At 66.4% G+C, this 21449-nt stretch carries 19 protein-coding genes and 1 pseudogene; 10 read left to right on the top strand and 10 right to left on the bottom strand.

Going from position 1 to position 21449, the window contains the following annotated elements:
• The first annotated feature begins 75 nt into the window (after positions 1-75).
• From DY157_RS03515 to DY157_RS03505, 3 genes are read left to right on the top strand one after another with little or no spacing between them, the layout of a single operon-like run.
• Entirely contained in the window at positions 76-1011 is a 936-nt protein-coding gene (locus tag DY157_RS03515; protein ID WP_115727244.1) for an ABC transporter substrate-binding protein, read from the top strand.
• 56 nt (positions 1012-1067) lie between these two features.
• A complete protein-coding gene (locus DY157_RS03510) occupies positions 1068-1985 on the top strand; it encodes an amino acid ABC transporter permease (protein WP_115727243.1) in 918 nt (305 codons plus the stop codon).
• Positions 1982-2755, top strand: a complete 774-nt coding sequence (locus DY157_RS03505; RefSeq protein WP_328587397.1) for an amino acid ABC transporter ATP-binding protein — start codon at positions 1982-1984, stop codon at positions 2753-2755. The genes DY157_RS03510 and DY157_RS03505 overlap by 4 nt, the downstream gene beginning before the upstream one ends.
• Positions 2756-2837: 82 nt before the next feature.
• Here the strand turns inward: DY157_RS03505 and DY157_RS03500 are convergent, their stop codons facing one another.
• Positions 2838-4448, bottom strand: coding sequence for an ABC-F family ATP-binding cassette domain-containing protein (locus tag DY157_RS03500; RefSeq protein WP_115727241.1), 1611 nt, complete (start codon positions 4446-4448; stop codon positions 2838-2840).
• Between the two features lie 103 nt (positions 4449-4551).
• On the opposite strand from DY157_RS03500, the gene DY157_RS03495 reads away from it, so the two are divergent.
• The 4 genes and pseudogenes from DY157_RS03495 to DY157_RS03480 all read left to right on the top strand — a co-directional run bounded on the left by DY157_RS03495 (position 4552) and on the right by DY157_RS03480 (position 9065).
• Positions 4552-5235 (top strand): queuosine precursor transporter, encoded by a 684-nt coding sequence (locus DY157_RS03495; RefSeq protein ID WP_115727240.1) that lies wholly within the window; start codon positions 4552-4554, stop codon positions 5233-5235.
• The gene (tgt, locus tag DY157_RS03490) at positions 5232-6551 is read left to right on the top strand and encodes a tRNA guanosine(34) transglycosylase Tgt (RefSeq protein WP_115727239.1); all 1320 of its coding nucleotides are present in this window, start codon (positions 5232-5234) and stop codon (positions 6549-6551) included. The genes DY157_RS03495 and tgt overlap by 4 nt, the downstream gene beginning before the upstream one ends.
• A gap of 77 nt (positions 6552-6628) precedes the next feature.
• Positions 6629-7150: pseudogene (locus DY157_RS03485) on the top strand (neutral zinc metallopeptidase); the annotation flags it as partial.
• A gap of 88 nt (positions 7151-7238) precedes the next feature.
• The gene (locus DY157_RS03480) at positions 7239-9065 is read left to right on the top strand and encodes an AMP-binding protein (protein ID WP_115727237.1); all 1827 of its coding nucleotides are present in this window, start codon (positions 7239-7241) and stop codon (positions 9063-9065) included.
• A gap of 70 nt (positions 9066-9135) precedes the next feature.
• On the opposite strand, the gene DY157_RS03475 is transcribed toward DY157_RS03480, so the two are convergent.
• From DY157_RS03475 to DY157_RS03435, 9 genes are all read right to left on the bottom strand, one after another.
• On the bottom strand, positions 9136-9552 hold the full coding sequence (locus DY157_RS03475; protein ID WP_115727236.1) for a metal-sulfur cluster assembly factor: 417 nt from the start codon (positions 9550-9552) through the stop codon (positions 9136-9138).
• Entirely contained in the window at positions 9549-10016 is a 468-nt protein-coding gene (sufU, locus tag DY157_RS03470) for a Fe-S cluster assembly sulfur transfer protein SufU (RefSeq protein WP_115727235.1), read from the bottom strand. Before sufU ends, DY157_RS03475 begins: the two co-directional genes overlap by 4 nt.
• Entirely contained in the window at positions 10016-11311 is a 1296-nt protein-coding gene (locus tag DY157_RS03465) for a SufS family cysteine desulfurase (protein ID WP_235827058.1), read from the bottom strand. Before DY157_RS03465 ends, sufU begins: the two co-directional genes overlap by 1 nt.
• Positions 11308-12060, bottom strand: a complete 753-nt coding sequence (gene sufC / locus DY157_RS03460; RefSeq protein WP_115727233.1) for a Fe-S cluster assembly ATPase SufC — start codon at positions 12058-12060, stop codon at positions 11308-11310. Before sufC ends, DY157_RS03465 begins: the two co-directional genes overlap by 4 nt.
• A gap of 51 nt (positions 12061-12111) precedes the next feature.
• Positions 12112-13290, bottom strand: a complete 1179-nt coding sequence (sufD, locus tag DY157_RS03455) for a Fe-S cluster assembly protein SufD (RefSeq protein ID WP_115727232.1) — start codon at positions 13288-13290, stop codon at positions 12112-12114.
• A gap of 2 nt (positions 13291-13292) precedes the next feature.
• On the bottom strand, positions 13293-14741 hold the full coding sequence (sufB, locus tag DY157_RS03450; RefSeq protein ID WP_115727231.1) for a Fe-S cluster assembly protein SufB: 1449 nt from the start codon (positions 14739-14741) through the stop codon (positions 13293-13295).
• A gap of 14 nt (positions 14742-14755) precedes the next feature.
• Positions 14756-15469, bottom strand: a complete 714-nt coding sequence (locus tag DY157_RS03445) for a helix-turn-helix transcriptional regulator (protein ID WP_115727230.1) — start codon at positions 15467-15469, stop codon at positions 14756-14758.
• A gap of 134 nt (positions 15470-15603) precedes the next feature.
• The gene (locus DY157_RS03440) at positions 15604-16254 is read right to left on the bottom strand and encodes an NUDIX domain-containing protein (protein ID WP_115727229.1); all 651 of its coding nucleotides are present in this window, start codon (positions 16252-16254) and stop codon (positions 15604-15606) included.
• A complete protein-coding gene (locus tag DY157_RS03435) occupies positions 16251-17972 on the bottom strand; it encodes a CTP synthase (RefSeq protein WP_407923452.1) in 1722 nt (573 codons plus the stop codon). The genes DY157_RS03440 and DY157_RS03435 overlap by 4 nt, the downstream gene beginning before the upstream one ends.
• 240 nt (positions 17973-18212) lie before the next feature.
• Here DY157_RS03435 and DY157_RS03430 point away from each other — a divergent pair, with 240 nt between their 5' ends.
• From DY157_RS03430 to DY157_RS03420, 3 genes are all read left to right on the top strand, one after another.
• Positions 18213-19574 carry an ABC transporter substrate-binding protein gene (locus tag DY157_RS03430; protein ID WP_115727227.1) on the top strand — a complete coding sequence of 454 codons (1362 nt, stop codon included), beginning with the start codon at positions 18213-18215 and terminating at the stop codon, positions 19572-19574.
• Between the two features lie 113 nt (positions 19575-19687).
• Entirely contained in the window at positions 19688-20584 is an 897-nt protein-coding gene (locus tag DY157_RS03425) for a carbohydrate ABC transporter permease (protein WP_115727226.1), read from the top strand.
• Between the two features lie 43 nt (positions 20585-20627).
• Complete coding sequence (locus tag DY157_RS03420) at positions 20628-21446, top strand: carbohydrate ABC transporter permease (protein ID WP_218938047.1); 819 nt, start codon at positions 20628-20630, stop codon at positions 21444-21446.
• The last annotated feature ends 3 nt before the right edge of the window (positions 21447-21449 follow it).

Genomic DNA, 21449 nt, shown 5'->3' with positions numbered 1-21449 from the left:
AGACACCCCTCTGCATATTATGCAGAGGGGTGCATACTTGTTGGCGTAGAGAGATTCCCATCCGGAAGGCCCATCATGCGCACGCTTCCCGCCGCACTCGTCCTCGCCGCGACCGCCTCAGTCGCCCTCGCCGCCTGCTCCGACCCGACGACCTCAAGCTCGTCGTCCTCCGAGTCCGGCTCGTCCGCGTCCTCGTCGACCGTGATCACCCCCTTCGACGTCTCCACGCTCGAGACCGTCGACTCCGTCGCCGCCCTCGTCCCCGATGCCGTCAAGCAGCGCGGCACCCTGCGCAACGGCGCCTCCACCGACTACGCCCCCGGCGAGTTCCTCGCCGACGACGGCCAGACCCCCGTCGGCTACGACGTCGACCTCATCAAGGCGCTCGCCAAGGTCATGGGCCTCAAGGAGGGCACGACCGAGACCGCCGGCTTCGACACGATCCTCCCCCAGCTCGGCACGAAGTTCGACGTCGGCGCCTCGTCCTTCACGATCACCTCGGAGCGCGAAGAGGCGACGAACATGATCTCCTACGTCGAGGTCGGCTCCGCCTACGCCGTCGCCAAGGGCAACCCGAAGAACTTCGATCCGGCGAACCCCTGCGGCGCGACGATCGGCGTCCAGACCGGCACCTACCAGCAGGACTACGCCCAGGAGCTCTCCGACAAGTGCGTCGCCGACGGCAAGGAGAAGATCCAGGTCATGCCGCTCGACCTCCAGACCGACATCTCGACGAAGGTCATCGGCGGCCAGTACGACGCGACCCTCGCCGACTCCACGGTCGTCGGCTACACCGTCGAACTCGCCGGCGGCCAGCTCGAGCAGGCCGGAGACGTCATCGAGTCCGCCCCGCAGGGCATCGCCGTCGCGAAGGACGACGAGCAGCTCGCCAAGGCCGTCCAGGCCGGCCTCCAGTACCTCATGGACAACGGCTACCTCGACAAGATCCTCGGCGCCTACGGCGCCCAGGACGCGGCCCTGAAGACGGCCGAACTCAACCCGGCGCTCTGACGCGCACCTGCGGGCCGGTACCCTAGTGGTACCGGCCCGCAGTCAGTGAGGAACACATGGCACACGTGAAAGACGGCGTCGATCTCATCGACGCGAAACCCGTCCCGAGGCCCGGGAGGTGGGCGAGCGCCGTCGTCGTCGCCCTCATCGCCCTCCTCATGGCCCACGGCCTCGTGACGAACCCGAACTTCCAGTGGGGCGTCGTCGCCCAGTGGCTCTTCTCGAAGACGATCGTGTCGGGCGTCCTCTACACGCTCCTCCTCACGGTGATCGCGATGGCGATGGGCACGGTCCTCGCGATCACGATGGCGATCATGCGCCAGTCGGTGAATCCGATCCTGCGCTGGGTCGCGACCTTCTACATCTGGTTCTTCCGCGGGACCCCGATCTACACGCAGCTGATCTTCTGGTCGCTGCTCCCCACGCTCTACCCGCAGATCTCCCTCGGCATCCCCTTCGCGCCGCCCTTCATCACCTTCGAGACGGCGACGCACTTCACCCGGTTCTGGATGGCGATCATCGGCCTCGGCCTCAACGAGGGCGCCTACCTCGCCGAGATCATCCGCGCCGGCCTGCTCTCGGTCGACAAGGGCCAGTGGGAGGCGGCCACCGCCCTCGGCATGCCGCGCTCGATGATCTTCCGCCGAATCGTCCTCCCCCAGGCGATGCGCGTCATCGTCCCTCCGATCGGCAACGAGACGATCTCGATGCTGAAGACGACCTCGCTCGTCTCCGCGATCCCCTACACGCTCGAGCTCACCTTCGTCGCCTCGACGAAGGGCCAGAACCTCTTCAAGCCGGTCCCGCTCCTCATCACCGCGGCGATCTGGTACCTCGTCATCACGACGATCCTCATGTGGGTTCAGTCGCACATCGAGCGCTACTTCGGCAAGGGCTTCGACCGCCGCGAGAACGCCAATGCCAAGGGCTCGGACGCGGCCCCCGATACTCGATTCCTGGATGTGACCCCGTGACCCCCTCCGCTCCCATGGTCTCCGTCGAGGGAGTCCACAAGTTCTTCGGCGACCTCCACGTCCTCAAGGGCGTCGACCTCTCGATCGCCCCCGGCGAGGTCTGCGTGATCCTCGGCCCGTCCGGCTCGGGCAAGTCGACCCTCCTGCGCTGCCTCAATCAGCTCGAGGAGATCAGCGCGGGCCGCGTGCGCGTCGACGGCGAGCTCCTCGGGTATCGCGAGGACGCGGCCGGGCGCCTCCACGACCTCCCCGACAAGGAGATCGCCCGCCAGCGCTCCCGCATCGGTATGGTCTTCCAGCGCTTCAACCTCTTCCCCCACAAGACGGCCCTCGAGAACGTCATGGAGGCGCCCGTGCACGTCGCCGGTGTCGACAAGGCGACGGCGAAGAAGCGCGCCTTCGAGCTCCTCGACCGGGTGGGGCTGGCTGATCGGGCCGACCACTACCCCTCGGAGCTCTCCGGCGGGCAGCAGCAGCGCGTCGCGATCGCCCGCGCGCTCGCGATGGATCCGGAGATCATGCTGTTCGACGAGCCGACCAGTGCCCTCGACCCCGAACTCGTCGGCGAGGTGCTCCAGGTGATGAAGGACCTCGCGGCGTCGGGAATGACGATGGCCGTCGTCACCCACGAGATCGGCTTCGCCCGCGAGGTCGCCGACACCGTCGTCTTCATGGACGAAGGCGTCATCGTCGAGATGGGCTCTCCCGCCGAGGTCATCGACCACCCGAAGTCCGATCGGACGAAGGAGTTCTTCTCCAAGGTCCTCTGAGCGCGTTTCACGACGAAGGGGGCCTCGGATCGGTTGATCCGGGCCCCCTTCGCGCGCGGCGCGGAACCGAGAGGCGCGAGCCTCAGGTCAGCGTGACGAGATCGAGGTAGGAGTCGTCCCACAGGTCCTCGTCCGCATCGGGCAGGAGGAGCACACGATCGGGGTTGAGCGCGGTGACGGCGCCCGGGTCGTGGGTGACGAGGACGACGGCGCCCTCATAGGAGTCGAGGGCGTTCAGCACCTCCTCGCGCGAAGCGGGGTCGAGGTTGTTCGTCGGCTCGTCGAGGAGCAGGACGTTCGCCCCGGAAACCACGAGCGTCGCGAGCGCGAGCCGCGTTTTCTCGCCGCCGGAGAGCACCGAGGTCGGCTTCTCGACGTCGTCCCCGGAGAAGAGGAACTGGCCGAGGACGTTGCGCACGTGCGTGTCGTCGAGGTCGGGGGCGGCGTGCGCCATGTTCTCCCGGACCGTCGCCGTATCGTCGAGGGTCTCGTGCTCCTGCGCGTAGTACCCGAGCTTGAGACCGTGACCGGGGACCACCTCGCCCGTATCCGGCGCCTCAATGCCCGAAAGGAGGCGCAGCAGGGTCGTCTTGCCCGCACCGTTGAGGCCGAGGACCACGACCTTCGCGCCGCGGTCGATCGCGAGGTCGACGCCGGTGAAGACCTCGAGCGAGCCGTAGGACTTCGAGAGGCCGGAGGCCGTCAGGGGGACGCGTCCGCAGGGAGACGGCTCGGGGAATCTCAGGCGCGCGACCTTCTCCTGGGCGATCTCGGCGCCGGCCGAAGCGAGGAGCTCGTCGGCGCGGCGGAGCATCTGCTGGGCGGCGACGGCCTTCGTCGCCTTCGCGCGCATCTTCTCGCCCTGGGCGCGCAGCTGCTCGGCCTTCTTCACGGCGTTCGCGCGCTCCTTGCGCCGCCGCCGCTCGTCCTCCTCGCGCTGCTTGAGATAGGCGTCCCAGCCGAGGTGGTAGACGTCGACCTCGGCGCGCGTCGCGTCGAGGTAGAAGACCTGGTTGACGGTCTCCCCGAGGAGCTTGACGTCGTGGGAGATCATCATGACGCCGCCGGGGAAGGTCTTGATCCAGTCGCGCAGCCAGATGATCGAGTCGTGGTCGAGGTGGTTCGTCGGCTCGTCGAGGAGGAGGACGTCCGCCCCTGAGAAGAGGACGCGCGCGAGCTCGACGCGGCGGCGCTGGCCGCCCGAGAGCGTGTCGAGGGTCTGCTCGAGGACGCGGTCCTCGAGTCCGAGGGAGTGGGCGATCTGCGCGGCCTCGGCGTTCGCGGCCCATCCGCCCTGGTTGGTGAACTCCTGATCGAGGCGGACGTACCGCTCCATGGCCTTTTGCTGCCGAGCGCCCTCGGTCGTCGCCATCTCGTGCTCGGCCTTGCGGATCCGCGCGATGATCGCGTCGATGCCGCGCACGGAGATGATCCGTTCGCGCGCGGTCGAGTGCTGGTCGCCGATGTGGGTGTCCTGAGCGAGATAGCCGATCGTCCCGTTCGAGGAGATCGTCCCCGTGTACTCGGCGGCACCGTGGTCGGACTCGCCGGCGAGGAGCCGCATCGTCGTCGTCTTTCCCGCGCCGTTGCGACCAACGAGACCGATCCGCATCCCCTTGTCGATGCGGAAGGAGACGTTGCGGACGAGTTCGCGGGCGCCGATGCGCAAGGAGAAGTCGGAAACGTTGATCACCCGTAAATCCTACGGGCTGTGCGCCGTTCCACCCCGGTCCGATGACGCGAACGGGCCGGTCGAACGGCACAATGGGAGGGACTTCACCTCCAGGAAGGCCGACATGACCGACACCCCCGACCAGTCCGCGCGCGCGCCGAGGATCTTCGACGTCGTCGCGGTGATGTTCGTCGCGTTCCTCCTCATCTCGAACATCGCGGCCACGAAGGTCACCGCCCTCGACGCGGGACCGATCCACCTCGTCTTCGACGGCGGCGCGATCCTCTTCCCGCTCACCTACGTCCTCGGCGACGTCCTCTCCGAGGTCTACGGCTTCGCCCGCGCGCGCCGGGTCATCATCCTCGGATTCGTCGCCTCGATCCTCGCCTCCCTCACCTTCCTCGTCGTCCAAGTGGCGCCGGTCGGTCCCGGCTACGAGAATCAGGCGGCCTTCGAGGCGGTCCTCGGGTTCGTTCCGCGCATCGTCGCGGCCTCGGTCATCGGCTACCTCGTCGGCCAGCTGATGAACTCCCTCGTCCTCGTGAAGATCCGTGAGCGCTGGGGAGCCGACCACATGTGGGCGCGGCTCGTCGGCTCGACCGTCGTCGGCGAGCTCTTCGACACGGTCCTCTTCTGCACGATCGCCTTTATCGGCGTGATCCCCGGGCTCGACTTCCTCAACTACGTCGTCACCGGCTACGTCTACAAGGTCGGCGTCGAGGTCGTCCTCCTCCCGATCACGTACCGCGTCATCGCCCTCGTCCGCGCGCGCGAGGGCCTGGCCCCCCAGGAGGTCCTCGCCGCATGAGCGACTGGCTCGCCGCCCCCGCCTCCCCGCTGCCCGCACCGGGCTCGAACCACTCGGGACGCGACCGTGGTTTCGACATCCGCACCCGGCTCGAGGCCGGCCCCGGCCTCGGGCGCACGGGGGTCGTCCACACCGCGCATGGCGAGATCCGCACGCCCGCCTTCATCCCCGTCGGCACGAAGGCGAACGTCAAGGCGCTCGTCCCCGAGATGGTCGCCGGCCTCGGCGGCCAGGCGGTCCTCGCGAACGCCTACCACCTCTACCTCCAGCCCGGCTCCGACGTCGTCGACGAGGCCGGGGGCCTCGGCGCGTTCATGAACTGGCCCGGCCCCACGTACACGGACTCGGGCGGCTTCCAGGTCCTCTCCCTCGGGGCGGGCTTCAAGAAGGTCCTCTCACAGGAGTTCTCCGGCAAGGCGGATCCGAACGACCCGAAGCTCCACATGCAGGCGGTGAAGGCCTCGACCGCGGTCGTCGACGAGGACGGGGTCGTGTTCCGCTCGCACATCGACGGCACGAAGCACCGCTTCACCGCCAAGGTGTCGATGGGGATCCAGCACGAGCTCGGCAGCGACATCATGTTCGCCTTCGACGAGCTCACCTCGCTCCTCCACCCCCGCTCCTACCAGGAGACCTCGCTCGAGCGCACGCACGCGTGGGCCAGGCGCTGCCTCGCCGAGCACGCGAGGCTCACCGAGGCGCGCGCCGGCAAGCCCTACCAGCAGCTCTGGGGCGTCATCCAGGGCGCGCAGTACGAGGACCTGCGCCGCAGGGCCGCCCGGACGATGGCCGCGATGGACGAGGGCGGACAGCGCTTCGACGGCTTCGGCGTCGGCGGGGCGCTCGAGAAGGAGAACCTCGGGACGATCGTCTCCTGGGTGTGCGAGGAGCTCGGCGAGGACCGGCCCCGTCACCTCCTCGGGATCTCCGAGCCCGACGACTTCTTCCGCGCCGTCGAAGCGGGCGCCGATACCTTCGACTGCGTCAACCCCTCGCGCGTCGCCCGCAATGCGGCGATCTACGCGCCGGACGGGCGCTTCAACATCACGAACGCGCGATTCAAGCGCGACTTCTCCCCGCTCGTCGAGGGATGCGGCTGCTACACGTGCACGCACTACACCGCCGCCTACGTCCACCATCTGTTCAAGGCGAAGGAGATCCTCGCGGCGACCCTCGCGACGATCCATAATGAGTGGTTCACGGTCCGTCTGGTCGACGCGATCCGCGATTCCATCGACAACGGGGACTACGAGGCGTTCCGCGACGACATGCTCGGCCGCTTCACCCATCCCACGACGAAGGGCGTCCACTCATGAGCTTCAACGAACAGGTGAGGTCGGACTCTTCGCGCGTCCGCTCCTCCAGGGGACGGCGCGCCGCGGGGATCGGCGGCGGCAACGCGACCTCCGCCTCGGGCCCCTTCTACTGCCCGACCGATCGGACCGTCTACCTCGACCTCGGATTCTTCCAGCAGATGGAATCCGACTTCGGGGCGGCCAACGCGCCGCTCGCCCAGGAGTACGTCGTCGCCCACGAGTGGGGCCACCACATCCAGAACCTCGAGGGGGTCTTCCAGCAGTACGATCTGCGCCAGACCGGTGAGCAGGGCGCGGGCGTCCGCTCCGAGCTCCAGGCCGACTGCTACGCGGGCGTGTGGATGCACTGGGCCTCGAAGACGGTCGACTCCGACTCCGGCGTCGCCTTCCTCAAGACGCCGACGACGCAGCAGATCTCGGACGCCCTCCAGACCGCCCAGGCGATCGGCGACGACCGGCTCCAGGAGAAGTACCAGGGCGTGTCGAACGCCGACACGTGGACGCACGGCTCCTCCGAGCAGCGACAGCGCTGGCTGATGACCGGCCTGAAGTCCGGCTCGATCCAGACCTGCGACACCTGGTCGGCTCCGACGGTCTGAACCGAGCACGCAATCGTCCTTTCGCCCCCGCCCTCCCCGGGCGGGGGCGTCGTACGGGTCCGGGTGAGCCGGACCGGAGGGAGGCCCCATGGCCACGACGGTCGTCGAGAAGGCCCGCGAGTTCTACGATCCGGGGTGTCCCTACGAGATCCCGGTACCCGACACCTCCCTCTTCGAGATCCTTCGAACCGCCGCGTCCTTCTACCCCGATCGGGTCGCGGTCGACTACTTCGGCAAGGAGATCACCTACTCCGATCTTCTCGATCGGGCGCTGCGCGCCGCCGGCGTCCTCGTCGCCGCCGGGGTGAGGAAGGGCGACGCCGTCGCCGTCGCGCTCCCCAACTGCCCGCAGGCGATCGTCGTCTTCTACGCGTGCATGCGCATCGGCGCGGTCGTCGCCGAGCACAACCCCCTCGCTCCCGCCGCCGAGATCGCCGGCCAGCTCGAGCGCCACCGCGCGCGCGTCGCCGTCGTCTGGGAGAAGTGCGCCGATTCCTTCCCGACCGCCTCGACGCCCCTCGAGAAGGTCTTCACCGTCGACATCACCGCCTCCATGCCGTCGAGCAAGCGAATCCTCCTCGCCGCGCCCCTCGCCCGCGCGCGGGCGACGCGCTCGCAGATGCGGGGGACGAGGCCGGAGGGGGCGTTCGGCTGGGACGAGATCAACGCGCGCGCCGCCCTCGTCGACCCGAGGATCCCCGGTGCGACCGGCGCGGATCGGGCGGTGATCCTCCACACGGGCGGGACGAACGGCGTCCCGAAGTCCGTTCCGCTCACGCATTCGAACATCGGCGCGAACGTCCACCAGTGCCTCTTCTGGGTGTGGAAGCTCCACGAGGGCGCCGAGACCTTCTGGTCGCTCCTCCCCTACTTCCATGCCTTCGGCCTCACCTTCTTCCTCTGCGCGGCGGTCGCGAAGGCGGCGACCCAGGTCGTCCTCCCGAAGTTCGACGTCGACCTCGCCCTCGAGGCCCACCGTCGCCGGCCCGTCACCTTCTTCGTCGGCGTTCCCCCGATGTTCGAGCGCATCGAGAGGCGGGCCGCCGAAACCGGCGACTCGTTGACATCGATCCGCTTCGGCGTCGCCGGTGCCATGCCGCTGTCGAAGGCGTCGGCGAAGCGCTGGGAGGACGCGACGGGCGGGATGATCGTCGAGGGCTACGGCCTGTCGGAGACCTCCCCGGTTCTCATGGGCGCGCCCCTGTCCGACAAGCGGCGCCACGGCGTCCTCGGCCTTCCCTTCGCGTCGACGCAGGTCCGCCTCGCCGACCTCGAGGATCCCTCGATCGACGTCCCCGACGGCGAGCCCGGGGAGATCCTCGTCAAGGGCCCGCAAGTCTTCGACGGCTACCTCGACGCTCCCGAGGAGACGGCGCGCGTCTTCACGGAGGACGGGTGGTTCCGCACCGGCGACGTCGGCGTCCTCGAGGACGGGTTCATCCGTATGGCGGACCGGAAGAAGGAGCTCATTCTGTCCGGCGGATTCAACGTCTACCCGAGTCAGGTCGAGGCCGCGATCCGCGGTCTGCCCGGCGTCAAGGACGTCGCGGTCGTCGGTCTCCCTTCGGGCGACGCGACCGAGGAGGTCGCGGCCGCCCTCGTCCTCGAGGAGGGCGCGGGCGCGATCGACCTCGAGCAGGTGAGGCTGTGGGCCGAGCGCAACGTCGCCCACTACGCGCTCCCCCGCATCGTCGCCGTTCTCGCCGACCTTCCCCGCAATCCGTTGGGGAAGGTGATGCGCCGCAAGGTCCGCGAGCAGCTCCTCGACCCGGCGACCGAGCTCATCGGACGCGCGCAGGCGATCGTCCGCGAGGCGCGAGCGGAGGAGCGTTCCGTCGCAGGCGAGGTCGCGACCGACGAGGCCGGGGACGGCGCGCGCACCGAGACGGCGAAGACGGAGCCCCCGACCGCGTAGCCCCGATGCCGAGACGACGAAGGGCGGGACCCCGCGGGGTCCCGCCCTTCCTCTCCTCGACGGAGAAGCCTCAGACGTTGAAGCCGATCGCGCGCAGCTGCTCGCGCCCGTCCGGCGTGATGCGGTCGGGGCCCCACGGCGGCATCCACACCCACGAGATCGCGACCTCGGGGGTGAGCGCCGAGAGGACCATCTGGGCCTGGCGCTCGATGACGTCCGTGAGGGGGCACGCCGCCGAGGTGAGCGTCATGTCGAGGACGATCGTGTCGTTCTCGGCGATGTTCACCCCGTAGACGAGTCCGAGGTCGACGATGTTGATGCCGAGCTCGGGGTCGATAACGTCCTTGAGGGCCTCGAGGACGTCCTCGCCCTTGAGGGTGCCGTTCTCGACGATGTCCGTGCCGTCGATGTTCTTCAGGCTCGCGTTCGGGGCGATGGGCCCGAAGCGCTGCTCCACGGGCTCCGACTGGGCCATGGGGTTGCTCATGCTCTCTCTCCTGCGATATCGGTTCCGAGCTTGGCGAGCGCGTCGCGCAGGGCGTACCAGCCGAGCAGCGCGCACTTCACGCGATTGGCGAATTGGGACGTCGACTCGAGCGAGGCGGCGTCGCCGAGACGGTCGAGGATCTCGTCGTCGACTCCCCGGTTCCTCGAGTGCATCATCTCCTCCATCGCCGCGTAGGCGGCGCGCGTCTCCTCGAGGGACGAGCCGGCGACGAGGTCGGAGAGCATCGAGAGGGAGGCCTGGGAGATCGAGCATCCGTCTCCGTCCCAGACGAGCCGGGCGATCGTCCCGTCGTCGGCGAGGTCGACGCCGAGCGTCACCTCGTCGCCGCAGGTGGGGTTCACCTGGTGCGAGGACGCGGCGACGCCCTCGACCTCGCCGGAGCCGTGACGGGCCCGGGCGTGATCGAGGATCACCTGTTGGTAGAGCTGGTCGAGACTCGACATCAGCGGCCTCCGAAATAGGTGCGGACGCGCCCGAGGGACGCGATGAGACGGTCGATCTCCTCGTGCGAGGTCATCGGCGCGACGGACGCCCGCGCGGACGAGCGCACGCCGAAGAAGGTGTGGAGCGGGATCGCGCAGTGGTGGCCGACGCGGATCGCGACGTCGTCGGCGTCGAGGACCTGCCCGACGTCGTGGGGGTGGACGCCGTCGACGGCGAAGGCGACGACGCCGATCCGGTCGACGTCATCGGCCGGTCCGAGGACCCGCACTCCGTCGAGTCCCTCGACGCCCTCGAGGAGGTGGCGCGTGAGCGCGGCCTCGTGGACGTGAACGCGGCGCATGTCGAGCCGCGTGAGGTACTCGAGGGCAGCCGTCCACCCGGCGATCTGCGCGACGGGCTGGGAGCCCGCCTCGAAGCGCTCGGGCGGCGGCATGTACGTCGTCCCCTCCATCGCGACGTGCTCGATCATCGAGCCGCCGGTGAGGACCGGGGGCATCGTCTCGAGGATCTCGCGCCGGCCCCACAGGGCGCCGACCCCGGTGGGGCCGAGCATCTTGTGGGAGCTCATCACCGCGAAGTCGACGCCGAGCGCGCGGACGTCGATCGCCATGTGGGCGCTCGACTGGCAGGTGTCGAGGAGGACCATCGCGCCGACGCTCCGGGCGGCCGCGACGATCGCGTCGACCGGCGAGATCGCGCCGGTGACGTTCGAGACGTGCGTGAAGGCGACGAGGCGCGTGTTCGGCGTGATGACGCTCAGGGTCTCGAGGTCGATGCGCCCGGACGGGTCGAGGTCGAGCCAGGCGAGCTCGGCGCCTGTGCGGGCGCACAGCTCCTGCCACGGGACGAAGTTCGCGTGGTGCTCCGCCCTCGTCGTGACGATCCGGTCCCCCGGGCCGATGCGCAGGCCTGCCGCCTCGGCGCCGCCGCGACCTGCGGAGGCGTGGCCGATGGAGAGCGCGACGAGGTTGATCGCCTCGGTCGCGTTCTTCGTCCACACGATCTCATCGGGGCGCCCGTTGATGAACGCGGCGAGCGCGTCGCGCCCGTCCTCGAAGGCGGCGGTCGACTCGTCGCCGAGGAGGTGCGTCCCCCGGTGGACGGCGGCGTTGCGGCGGCGGTAGAACTCGGCCTCCGCCTCGATCACGGACTCGGGCTTCTGCGAGGTCGCGGAGGCGTCGAGGTACGCGATCGGGCTCCCGCCCCGCCCGATGCGGGCGAGGATCGGGAAGTCCGACCGGATGGCCGCGAGTTCGGCCCCGGTGAAGTCGGCGGCCGGTTCCACCCCGTTCACAGGTCGAGGTACTTGTCGTAGCCCTCGTCCTCGAGCTGATCGGCGAGCTCGGGACCGCCCTCGGCGACGACCTTGCCGTTGGCGAAGACGTGGACGTGGCTCGGCTTGATGTAGCGGAGGATGCGCGTGTAGTGGGTGATGAGCATGACGCCGCAGCCCGTCGTGTCGTGGACGCGGTTGACGCCCTCGGAGACGATGCGCAGCGCGTCGACGTCGAGGCCGGAGTCGGTCTCGTCGAGGACGGCGAAGGACGGCTGAAGGAGTTCCATCTGGAGGATCTCGAGGCGCTTCTTCTCGCCGCCGGAGAAGCCGACGTTGACGTCGCGCTCGGCGAAGTCGGAATCCATGCGGAGGTTCTCCATGGACGCCTTGACGTCCTTCACCCACTTCCGGATCTGCGGGGCCTCGCCGGCGATCGCGGTCTTCGCGGTGCGCAGGAAGTTCGAGACGGAGACGCCGGCGACCTCGACGGGGTACTGCATCGCGAGGAAGAGGCCCGCCTTCGCGCGCTCGTCGACGCTCATCTCGGTGATGAGCTTGTCGTCGAGCCACGCCTCGCCCTGCGTGATCGTGTAGTCGGGGTGCCCGGCGAGCGAGTACGCGAGCGTGGACTTGCCCGAGCCGTTCGGACCCATGATCGCGTGGACCTCGCCGGAGTTGATCGTGAGGTTGACGCCCTTGAGGATCTCCTTGGGGCCGTCGGCGGTTTCGACGGTGACGTGCAGATCCTTGATGATGAGAGTCGACATTGTTCCTCCTGTCGGCGCGCGCCGACTGGTCGTTGGGTGCCCGCGCGGGCCTCAGATGGTTCGGGACTTGGCGAGTTCGGCCTCGACGGACTCCATGAGGTGGTCGACCACCTCGGGGACGCCGATCTGGTTGATGAGCTCGGCGAAGAATCCGCGGACGACGAGCCGACGGGCGTCGTGCTCGGAGATGCCGCGGCTCATGAGGTAGAAGAGCTGCTCGTCGTCGAATCGGCCGGTTGCCGAGGCGTGGCCGGCGCCCTTGATCTCGCCGTTCTCGATTTCGAGGTTCGGCACGGAGTCCGCCTTCGCGCCCTCGGTGAGGACGAGGTTGCGGTTGAGCTCGTAGGTGTCGGTGTCGTCGGCGGCCTCGCGGATCAGGCAGTCCCCGATCCACACCGAGTGCGCGTCCGCGCCCTGAAGGGCGCCCTTGTAGGTGACGCGCGAGTAGCAGTTCGGCTGCGAGTGGTCGACGAAGACGCGGTGCTCGAGGTGCTGGCCGCCGTCGACGAAGTAGAGGCCGAGCATCGTGAGCTCGCCGCCGGTGCCGCGGAAGTCGGTGTCGGAGCAGATCCTCACGGTGTCGCCGCCGAAGGTGACGACGATGTGGGTGAGCTTCGCGTCCTTGCCGAGGGCGAGGCGGTGGTTCGACGCGTGGAGGGTCGACTCGTCCCACTCCTGGATGGAGACGAGGGTGACGTTCGAGGCGTCGCCCGCGGAGAACTCGATCGTCTGGTTGAGGGCCGCCTCGGGCGAGCCCCGGTGGGAGACGATGATCGTCGCCTCGGCGAGTTCGCCGACGTCGATGCGCAGGTGCTGGGGGCGGGTGCCCTCGACGGCGTCGACCGCGATGCGGATCGGCTCGGCGAGGACGGCTCCCTTGGGGACGGTGACGACGGTCGAGCTCGTGAACGCGTTCCACGCGACGACCGAGGTGCGGTCGCCGGGGGCGAGGACGGTGCCGAGGCGCGCGTCCTCGCGGGAGACGGTCTCGACGCCGACGCCCTCGGGGGCCTCGACGGCGATGGGCGCGTCGCCCTCGTCGTAGTTGGCGGGATCGAAGAGGCGCTCGACGCGGCGCATCGGGGTGAAGCGCCAGTCCTCCTCGCGACCGCGGGGGACGGGGATCGCGTCGAGGTCGAAGGAGACGGGGCGGTCGGCGCGCGAGGCGTGCCCGCCCTTTTCGACGGCTCCGTGGGAGTGCGGCTGGGCCATAGCGTGTTCGGTCGTCATTTTCAGCCGACGGATCCTTCCATCTGGAGTTCGATGAGGCGGTTGAGCTCGAGGGCGTACTCCATCGGGAGCTCCTTGGCGATCGGCTCGACGAAGCCGCGCACGATCATCGCCATCGCCTCGTTCTCGTCGAGACCGCGGCTCATGAGGTAGAAGAGCTGGTCGGCGGAGACCTTCGAGACCGTCGCCTCATGGCCCATCTCGACGTCGTCGGTGCGGACGTCGACGTAGGGGTAGGTGTCGGTGCGCGAGATCTTGTCGACGAGGAGCGCGTCGCACAGGACGTTCGACTTCGAGTGGCGGGCACGGGCGTTGATCTGCACGAGGCCGCGGTAGGAGGTGCGGCCGCCGCCGCGCGACACGGACTTCGAGACGATCGACGAGGACGTGCGCGGCGCCATGTGGACCATCTTCGCGCCGGTGTCCTGGTGCTGGCCGGGGCCGGCGAAGCCGATCGAGAGGGTCTCGCCGCGGGCGTGGTCGCCCATGAGGAAGCACGCGGGGTACTTCATCGTGATCGCGGCGCCCATATTGCCGTCGATCCATTCCATCGTGCCGCCCTCCTCGACGATCGCGCGCTGCGTGACGAGGTTGAGGACGTTCGTCGACCAGTTCTGGATCGTCGTGTAGCGGACGCGGGCGCCCTTCTTGACGAAGATCTCGATGACGCCGGAGTGGAGGGAGTTCTCGTCGTAGATCGGGGCCGTGCAGCCCTCGACGTAGTGGACGTAGGAGCCCTCGTCGGCGATGATCAGCGTCCGCTCGAACTGGCCGAGAGCCTCGGTGTTGATGCGGAAGTACGCCTGGAGGGGGATGTCGACGTGGACGCCCGGCGGCACGTAGACGAAGGAGCCTCCCGACCACGCGGCGGTGTTGAGGGCCGCGAACTTGTTGTCGCCGGAGGGGACGGCCTTGCCGAAGTACTCCTGGAAGATCTCCGGATACTCCTTGAGGCCGGTGTCGGTGTCGAGGAAGATGACGCCCTGGCGCTCGAGGTCCTCTTGGATCTGCTGGTAGACGACCTCGGACTCGTACTGGGCGGCGACGCCGGCGACGAGACGGTTCTTCTCTGCTTCTGGGATGCCGAGCCGATCGTAGGTGTTCCGGATGTCCTCGGGGAGGTCCTTCCAGTCCTTCACCTGGCGGTCGGTCGGGCTCACGTAGTACTTGAAGGCGTCGAAGTCGATGCCCGAGAGGTCGGGGCCCCAGGTCGGCATGGGTTTGCGGTCGAAGATCTCGAGGGCCTTGAGGCGGCGCTCGCGCATCCACTCGGGCTCGTTCTTGTGGTCGGAGATGGAGCGGACGACGTCGGCGTTGATGCCGTACTCGGCGTTCTTCGAATAGTCGTCGTTGTCGCGCCAGCCGTACTCGTAGGCGCCGATCGACTCGATGATCTCGTCATCGGTCAATGGACGGTCATCGAGGTCAGCGACCTGCGGTGACTGGGTCATATCGTGTCAACCTCTCATTCATGGGTGGACGGCTGCTTGCGCAGCGCCGCCCTCGTGGCCGGTCGGAGCACGGGCGCGCCCACGGGGATGTGGGTCGTGCAGACGTGCTCGCCCCCGGCGAACGTGGCGAGCCTCTGGACGTGGACGTCGAGAAGCCGGGCGAAGGCCTGGGTCTCCGCCTCGCAGAGCTGGGGGAAGTCCCCGGCGACGTGCTGGATCGGGCAATGGCCCTGGCAGAGCTGGACGGCGAGGCCGCCCCCGCCGATCTCGCGCACGGTCGCGGCGTACCCGTCCTGCGTGAGCGCGTCGGCGAGCGCCTGCGCGCGCACGCGCGGATCGGATCCGGCGGCGCGGACGATCGGCGCGTAGCGCCTTTCGATCTCGCGCGAGCGCGCGGCGGCGAAGGAGTCGATGGCCTCGCCCCCGCCGACCTGCCCGAGGTAGCCGAGGGCCTTGACGGCGAGCTCGGAGTAGCCGTCGGGAAGCTTCGAGTGGGCGGCGTCGGTCGCGACGTAGTGGCGCGCGGGCCGCCCCCTCCCCCGCTTCCCGATGAGGCCGGGCTCGTGCTCGACGATCTCGCGCGAGTCGAGGAGCAGCGTGATGTGCCGTCTCACGGCCGCCGTCGTGAGCCCGAGGATCCTCGCGATGACGGTCGCCGTCACGGGGCCCTTCTCGACGATGAGGTCGAGGACCTGCTCACGGGTGCACGCGTCCTGTTGCTCCGACACAGCGCCTCCGATCGTCTCGACGGGTTTAGACTCCCAGAGTCTACGTCTCTTTTCGTGCGACCCGCTTCACGAAATTACATCGTGAGCCGAATCCCACGGCCGAGATCGGAACGAGGCCGGGACGGGGCGCTTGGTCAGCGGAGCCAGTCGGCGTCGAGCGGGCGGAGATCCGTCCATCCCCTGGCGCGCGCGGCGTTCGCCGCGAGGATGCCGAGGGTCGCCGAGGGGTTATGGATCCTCCCGGCGAGGACGTGGCCGACGGCCTCGTCGAGGGGGATCCACGCGCACACCATGTCCGCCTCCTCGTCGAAGCGCTCGAACACCTCGTCGGCGTCCGAGATGCCCCGCGCGAGGTAGATCCGCAGCGACTCGACCGAGCCGCCCGGCGAGGTGAAGAAGTCGACGAGGACGTCCCATCGCTCGGCAACGAGGTCGGTCTCCTCGGCGAGCTCGCGCGCGGCGGCCGCGACCGGGTCCTCCCCATCGATGTCGAGGAGGCCCGCGGGGATCTCCCAGAGCTCGGCGCCGACCGGATAACGGTACTGGCGCTCGAGGAGGATCTCCTCGGCGCCGGGCTCGCCGCGCAGGGCGACGACGGCGACGCCGCCCGGATGGTCGGTGTACTGCCGGCTGATCGGCTTTCCCCCGTCGACGAGGCGCACGAGATCGTCCTCGACGGAGATGATCCGCCCCTGCCAGATGTGGCGGCGCTCGACGACCTCGCGCTCGACCTTCCGGTCGGCGAGCTCGCGCTTCTCGTCTTCGCTGATCTCCCGCAGGCTCATCGGTTCTCCCCTTCGCCCTCGACGGCCTCCTTGCGCGAGGAGTAGCGACCCTTGTGACGGGCGAGCGCGGCGGCGACGAGCCCGGCGAACAACGGGTGCGGGCGCGTCGGGCGCGACTTGAACTCGGGGTGGGCCTGCGTGGCGACGTAGTACGGGTGGAGCGATTCGTCGAGCTCGACGAACTCGACGAGGCCGCCGTCGGGCGAGGTGCCGGAGATCCTGAGGCCGACGGACTCGAGGCGATCGCGGTAGGCGTTGTTCACCTCGAAACGGTGGCGGTGGCGCTCCGACACGGACGTCGACCCGTAGGCGCGCGCGACGATCGAGCCCTCGGCGAGGACCGCGTCGTAGGCGCCGAGGCGCATCGTCCCGCCGAGGTCGCCCTCGCCCGAGACGATCTCGCGCTGGGAGTCCATCGTCGCGACGACCGGATCGGAGGTCTCCGGGTCCATCTCGGTCGAGGACGCGCCCTCGAGCCCGAGGAGATTGCGCGCGGCCTCGATGACCATGCACTGGAGGCCGAGGCAGAGGCCGAGCGTCGGGACGCCGTGCTCGCGTGCCCAGCGCAGGGCGCCGAGCTTGCCCTCGATGCCGCGGACGCCAAAACCGCCGGGCACGACGATCGCGTCAACGCCGGCGAGCTCGCGGCTCGCGCCCTCGGGCGTCTCGCAGGTGTCGGAGGCGACCCAGCGGATGTCGACGCGCGCGTTGTTCCCGAAGCCGCCGTGGCGGATCGCCTCGGAGACCGAGAGGTAGGCGTCGTGGAGGTCGACGTACTTGCCGACGAGGGCGACCTCGACGCGGTACTTCGGGGAGTGGACGCGCTCGAGGAGCCCGTTCCACTCGGTCCAGTCGACGTCGCGGAAGGAGAGGCCGAGGCGCTGGACGAGGTAGGCGTCGAGGCCCTCGCGGTGGAGGGTCGGCGGGACCTCGTAGATCGACGAGACGTCCTTGCACTCGACGACGGCGTCGCGGTCGACGTCGCACATGAGCGCGACCTTGCCCTTGATCCCCTCGGGGAGCGGGCGGTCGGTCCGCAGGACGAGGGCGTCGGGCGCGATGCCGATCGAGCGGAGGGCGGCGACGGAGTGCTGGGTGGGCTTCGTCTTCAGCTCGCCCGCGGCCGGGAGGAAGGGGATGAGGGAGACGTGGACGAAGGCGACGTTGTCGCGGCCGAGGTCGGCGCGGACCTGCCGGGCGGCCTCGAGGAAGGGCTGGGACTCGATGTCGCCGACCGTGCCGCCGATCTCCGTGATGATGATGTCGGGGACGTTCCCGTCGGCGTCCGGGGTCGCCTGGGAGCGCATGACGCGCTTGATCTCGTCGGTGATGTGCGGGATGACCTGGACGGTGTCGCCGAGGTACTCGCCCCGGCGCTCCTTCGCGATGACGGTCGAGTAGACCTGTCCGGTCGTCGCGTTCGCGTCGCCGGAGAGGTTGACGTCGAGGAAGCGCTCGTAGTGGCCGATGTCGAGGTCCGTCTCGGCGCCGTCCTCGGTGACGAAGACCTCGCCGTGCTGGAAGGGGTTCATCGTGCCCGGATCGACGTTGATGTACGGATCGAGCTTCTGCATGACGACCGAGAGACCGCGGGAGCGGAGAAGGCGGCCCAGGCTCGAGGCGGTGAGCCCCTTGCCGAGAGAGGAGACGACGCCGCCGGTCACGAAGATGTGCTTGGGGACCATGTGATCTGCACCCGAGGTGCGCATTGAACTCATCACCATGGAACTCCAGCATATAGGACGGTGCACATCCTGACGCCAATTGTTCCACTGGCCAAGAGCACATCTCGACCAGCTCAGTTGGCCGGATGAGGCACATCTGCACTCAAGATGCTTGCGAATGTAATCGATTACTTGTAGTCTCAATCACGTCGGCGTAACTGAGCGACGTTGCAAGATCGCCACTCGCGCCGCCTCTTCTTCTAGGGCAATCGCTTGGTAGTCAAGGAGGACACCATGAAACGCTCAGCGCATCCCCGCGCATCAGCTCTCGTTGCGATCGGCATCGGCCTTTCCCTAGCGCTCTCCGCTTGCGGATCCGCAACGCCGGGTCAGTCAGCGACGCAGAGTACAGATACGAGTGGAGCGACGACGATTGAATTCTGGCATCGCACTTTCACTCCAGTGGAAAACGAGTGGTACAAGAATATCGTTCAGCAGTTCAACTCATCCCAATCGGAAATCGTCGTCAAGGATACAGAGATCCCAGCGGATTCATGGGATCAGAAGCTCAAGGCCGCCCAAGCCGCAGGGAACGCGCCCGACGTCTACACTCATTCAGGATCCCTCGACGACGCCGTGAACGCTCAGCAACTTCACGACCTCGATTCGATCGTTTCAGCGGACTCACTTGGTCAGATCATCGACTCAGCAAAGTCGATCTCGCAGAAGAATGGAAAGTTCTACGCCTATCCTCTTCTTCTCGAGCCCCAAGCAGCACTCTTCTCGAATTCTTCAATTCTTGAGAACGCGGGCCTTCCCGCCGACTATGCCCCCAACAGCTGGGATGACTTGCTTAGTGCCTGCGCAAAGATTAAGCCGACACTATCCGAAGGGCAGTACTGCATCGCTCCCGCCCAAGATGCCCAAACTTTTGCTTGGGCCTCCGTCGGCCAGCAATACAACTTCCAAGGCCACACAGCACTCACCGACGACTGGACAGCACCCAACATCGACAATGCTGGTTTCCGCACACTGATGAACTACTACAAGCAGCTTTGGGACAACGGTTATATGCCCAAGCAGCTTCTCAATCCCTACGTTGAAGGAAAGGAATTCGGCCAAGGAAAGGTTGCCTTCAAGGTTTCCGGATCGTGGATGTTCTCGGAGATCGCCTCAGACTATCCTGACACGCTACCGGTAACGAAGATCCATCCGTTCCCGTCGGCACCTGCCGCTCTGGGTGACACAACAACTACACTTGGAAACTTCACGTGGGTTGTTGACGCCAAGTCCGACAACGCGGACGCTGCCGGCAAGTTCATCGAGTGGGCAATTGGCGGCGATCCCCAGAATCTTGTTCCCTTCTTCGTCAACACCCAATTCACCAAAGTTCCGGTTCGCGAATCTGTCCAAACAGCAGTCAAGGCTTCTAAGAAAGCTGCTGCCGCGCCATGGCAGGACACAATCGTCAACGAAATCGCACCCACAGCAATTCCCGAACCGACCTATCCATGGGACATCTCACTCGCTGTTGGCACTGCAATCGAATCTGTCATGACCGGCGCATCTTCCCCTGACGACGCCATCAAGACAGCCGATACCGCAATTCAGACGGTCATCGACCGCGAGAATCTCCCGAACAAGGCCGCAAACTAGTCGAACCGTTGGTGGTGGGCACCGAGCTCGTTCGGTGCCCACCACCGACTGAGACTCATCTTCATCATCCAATCAACGAGGAATACATAGGATTCATTGAACGGAGCAGTGGCATGACACACTATCCCCGCGTTGTGACGCATAAGCCACAGGACAAAATCGCCTATGCCTTCCTCGCCCCAGCGCTTATACTCCTCGGAATCTTCGTCATTTGGCCCGCCATATATGCCGCCTATCTGTCGCTCCACAACTGGAGTTTCTACACTCCACCGACCTTTGTTGGGCTCGACAACTTCGCTGCCGTCCTGCATGACGAACTCTTCTGGAAAGCCGTAAAACGAGGCTTGATCTTCGTACTTCTTACAGTGCCTCCAATGATGATACTCTCTTTTCTATTCGCTTCACTTACTGTCTCCGTATCTTCGCGGTTGGCAACGGTACTCAAGGTTTCAATCTACATTCCAACGATCATTTCGACCGTCATCACGTCCATCGTGTTTGCACTCATCTACAACTACTCGGGAGGAATCCTCAACTGGTTCATTGCCCACTTCGGAGTATCACCAATCGCTTGGATCGGCGACCCGAAATGGGCGCTCCTCGCCATTGCGGTGCCCGCGATTTGGCTCGGCATGGGTCTTATGTCTCTCATCATGGTCGCCGCAATGCTCGACATTCCGAACGAATTCTTCGAGTCGGCCGCCCTTGATGGCGCAAACTGGTGGCAGAAGACCATCTACATCACCATTCCTCAGATGAAGAACATCCTGCTGTATCTACTCGTTACAGGATTCGTGACAGCCATCCAGCAGTATGAGCTCCCTCTCGTCATGACCGGCGGCGGCCCAGTCGATTCAACAACACTCCCCAACTTGTTCATTTTCAACCACTTCAGGAACGACATCAACGTCTCATATTCGGTGGCGGCTGCGCTTGTCATGTTCGTCGTCCTCGGGAGCATCTCAGCATTGGTTTTCAGATTCGTGAACTCAGAAAGGTCGGTGGATTGAAATGTCGAGTGGACCAAGGCGCAATTCATCGGCGAAAACTATGTTGGCAAGTGTCATCCCACATGCCGCCAAAGCCATTGCCATCGCAGCAATTCTCTTCTCAGCACTCTTTCCTCTACTGTGGATGCTGATCGCCGGATTCAAGTCTAAGACTGAGGTAATTGAAACCCCCTTTCAGTTCTTTCCAGAAGTTTGGAAGTGGCAGAATTATCGGCAGATTCTCGCCGACCCAACTTTCGTTCGGACAATGGTGTGGACGTTTGTCGGCGCTGTTCTGTACACAATCCTATCCCTTACCGTCAACTCTCTTGCAGCCTACGCGTTCGCACGACTTGACTTTCGTTTCAAGCGATTGCTCTGGGTAGTCACCATCACCACCATGTTCATCCCGGGAATGACGATTCTCCTCACGAGCTTCATCGTAGTTACCAAGCTGGCGATGCTCGACACCTTAGCCGTGCTCGTAATCCCAGGTGCAGCAAACGCCGCATCAATATTCTTCATTAGACAGTTCTATCTGAACATCCCGCAGAGCCTCGAAGAGGCAGCAATGCTGGATGGTTGCGGCCGCTTCAAGATTTTCCTAAAGGTCTTTCTTCCACTATCGCGCCCACCTTTTGTCGTTCAAGGAATCACCGCATTCCTCGCCTATTGGAATTCCTATGTTTGGCCTATCCTTACAATTGCATCGCCGAAAAACTTCGTAATCCAGCAGTATTTGGCCGGCTTCCGATCGGAGCGGACCACGGAGTTGGGCCTATTGATGGCTGGCTCGGTACTTGCAGCCGCTCCGGTGGTCATCATCTTCCTCATTTTCCAACGCCAGATCATTGGCAACATTAAGATGTCTGGGATGAAGTGAGTC

It is taken from the genome of Actinomyces culturomici (genome assembly GCF_900499005.1).
Taxonomy (GTDB): Bacteria; Actinomycetota; Actinomycetes; order Actinomycetales; family Actinomycetaceae; genus Pauljensenia; species Pauljensenia culturomici.
This window is presented reverse-complemented; position numbering and strand designations above follow the sequence as displayed.

Excerpts from the sequence above, each read along its gene's own strand:
- sufC (WP_115727233.1), bottom strand. The coding sequence starts at position 12,060 with ATGTCGACTCTCATCATCAAGGATCTGCACGTCACCGTCGAAACCGCC.
- DY157_RS03510 (WP_115727243.1), top strand. The coding sequence starts at position 1,068 with ATGGCACACGTGAAAGACGGCGTCGATCTCATCGACGCGAAACCCGTC.
- DY157_RS03495 (WP_115727240.1), top strand. The coding sequence starts at position 4,552 with ATGACCGACACCCCCGACCAGTCCGCGCGCGCGCCGAGGATCTTCGAC.
- DY157_RS03425 (WP_115727226.1), top strand. The coding sequence starts at position 19,688 with ATGACACACTATCCCCGCGTTGTGACGCATAAGCCACAGGACAAAATC.
- DY157_RS03515 (WP_115727244.1), top strand. The coding sequence starts at position 76 with ATGCGCACGCTTCCCGCCGCACTCGTCCTCGCCGCGACCGCCTCAGTC.
- sufB (WP_115727231.1), bottom strand. The coding sequence starts at position 14,741 with ATGACCCAGTCACCGCAGGTCGCTGACCTCGATGACCGTCCATTGACC.
- sufU (WP_115727235.1), bottom strand. The coding sequence starts at position 10,016 with ATGTCGAGTCTCGACCAGCTCTACCAACAGGTGATCCTCGATCACGCC.
- DY157_RS03435 (WP_407923452.1), bottom strand. The coding sequence starts at position 17,972 with ATGAGTTCAATGCGCACCTCGGGTGCAGATCACATGGTCCCCAAGCAC.
- DY157_RS03480 (WP_115727237.1), top strand. The coding sequence starts at position 7,239 with ATGGCCACGACGGTCGTCGAGAAGGCCCGCGAGTTCTACGATCCGGGG.
- sufD (WP_115727232.1), bottom strand. The coding sequence starts at position 13,290 with ATGACGACCGAACACGCTATGGCCCAGCCGCACTCCCACGGAGCCGTC.
- tgt (WP_115727239.1), top strand. The coding sequence starts at position 5,232 with ATGAGCGACTGGCTCGCCGCCCCCGCCTCCCCGCTGCCCGCACCGGGC.
- DY157_RS03440 (WP_115727229.1), bottom strand. The coding sequence starts at position 16,254 with ATGAGCCTGCGGGAGATCAGCGAAGACGAGAAGCGCGAGCTCGCCGAC.
- DY157_RS03475 (WP_115727236.1), bottom strand. The coding sequence starts at position 9,552 with ATGAGCAACCCCATGGCCCAGTCGGAGCCCGTGGAGCAGCGCTTCGGG.
- DY157_RS03430 (WP_115727227.1), top strand. The coding sequence starts at position 18,213 with ATGAAACGCTCAGCGCATCCCCGCGCATCAGCTCTCGTTGCGATCGGC.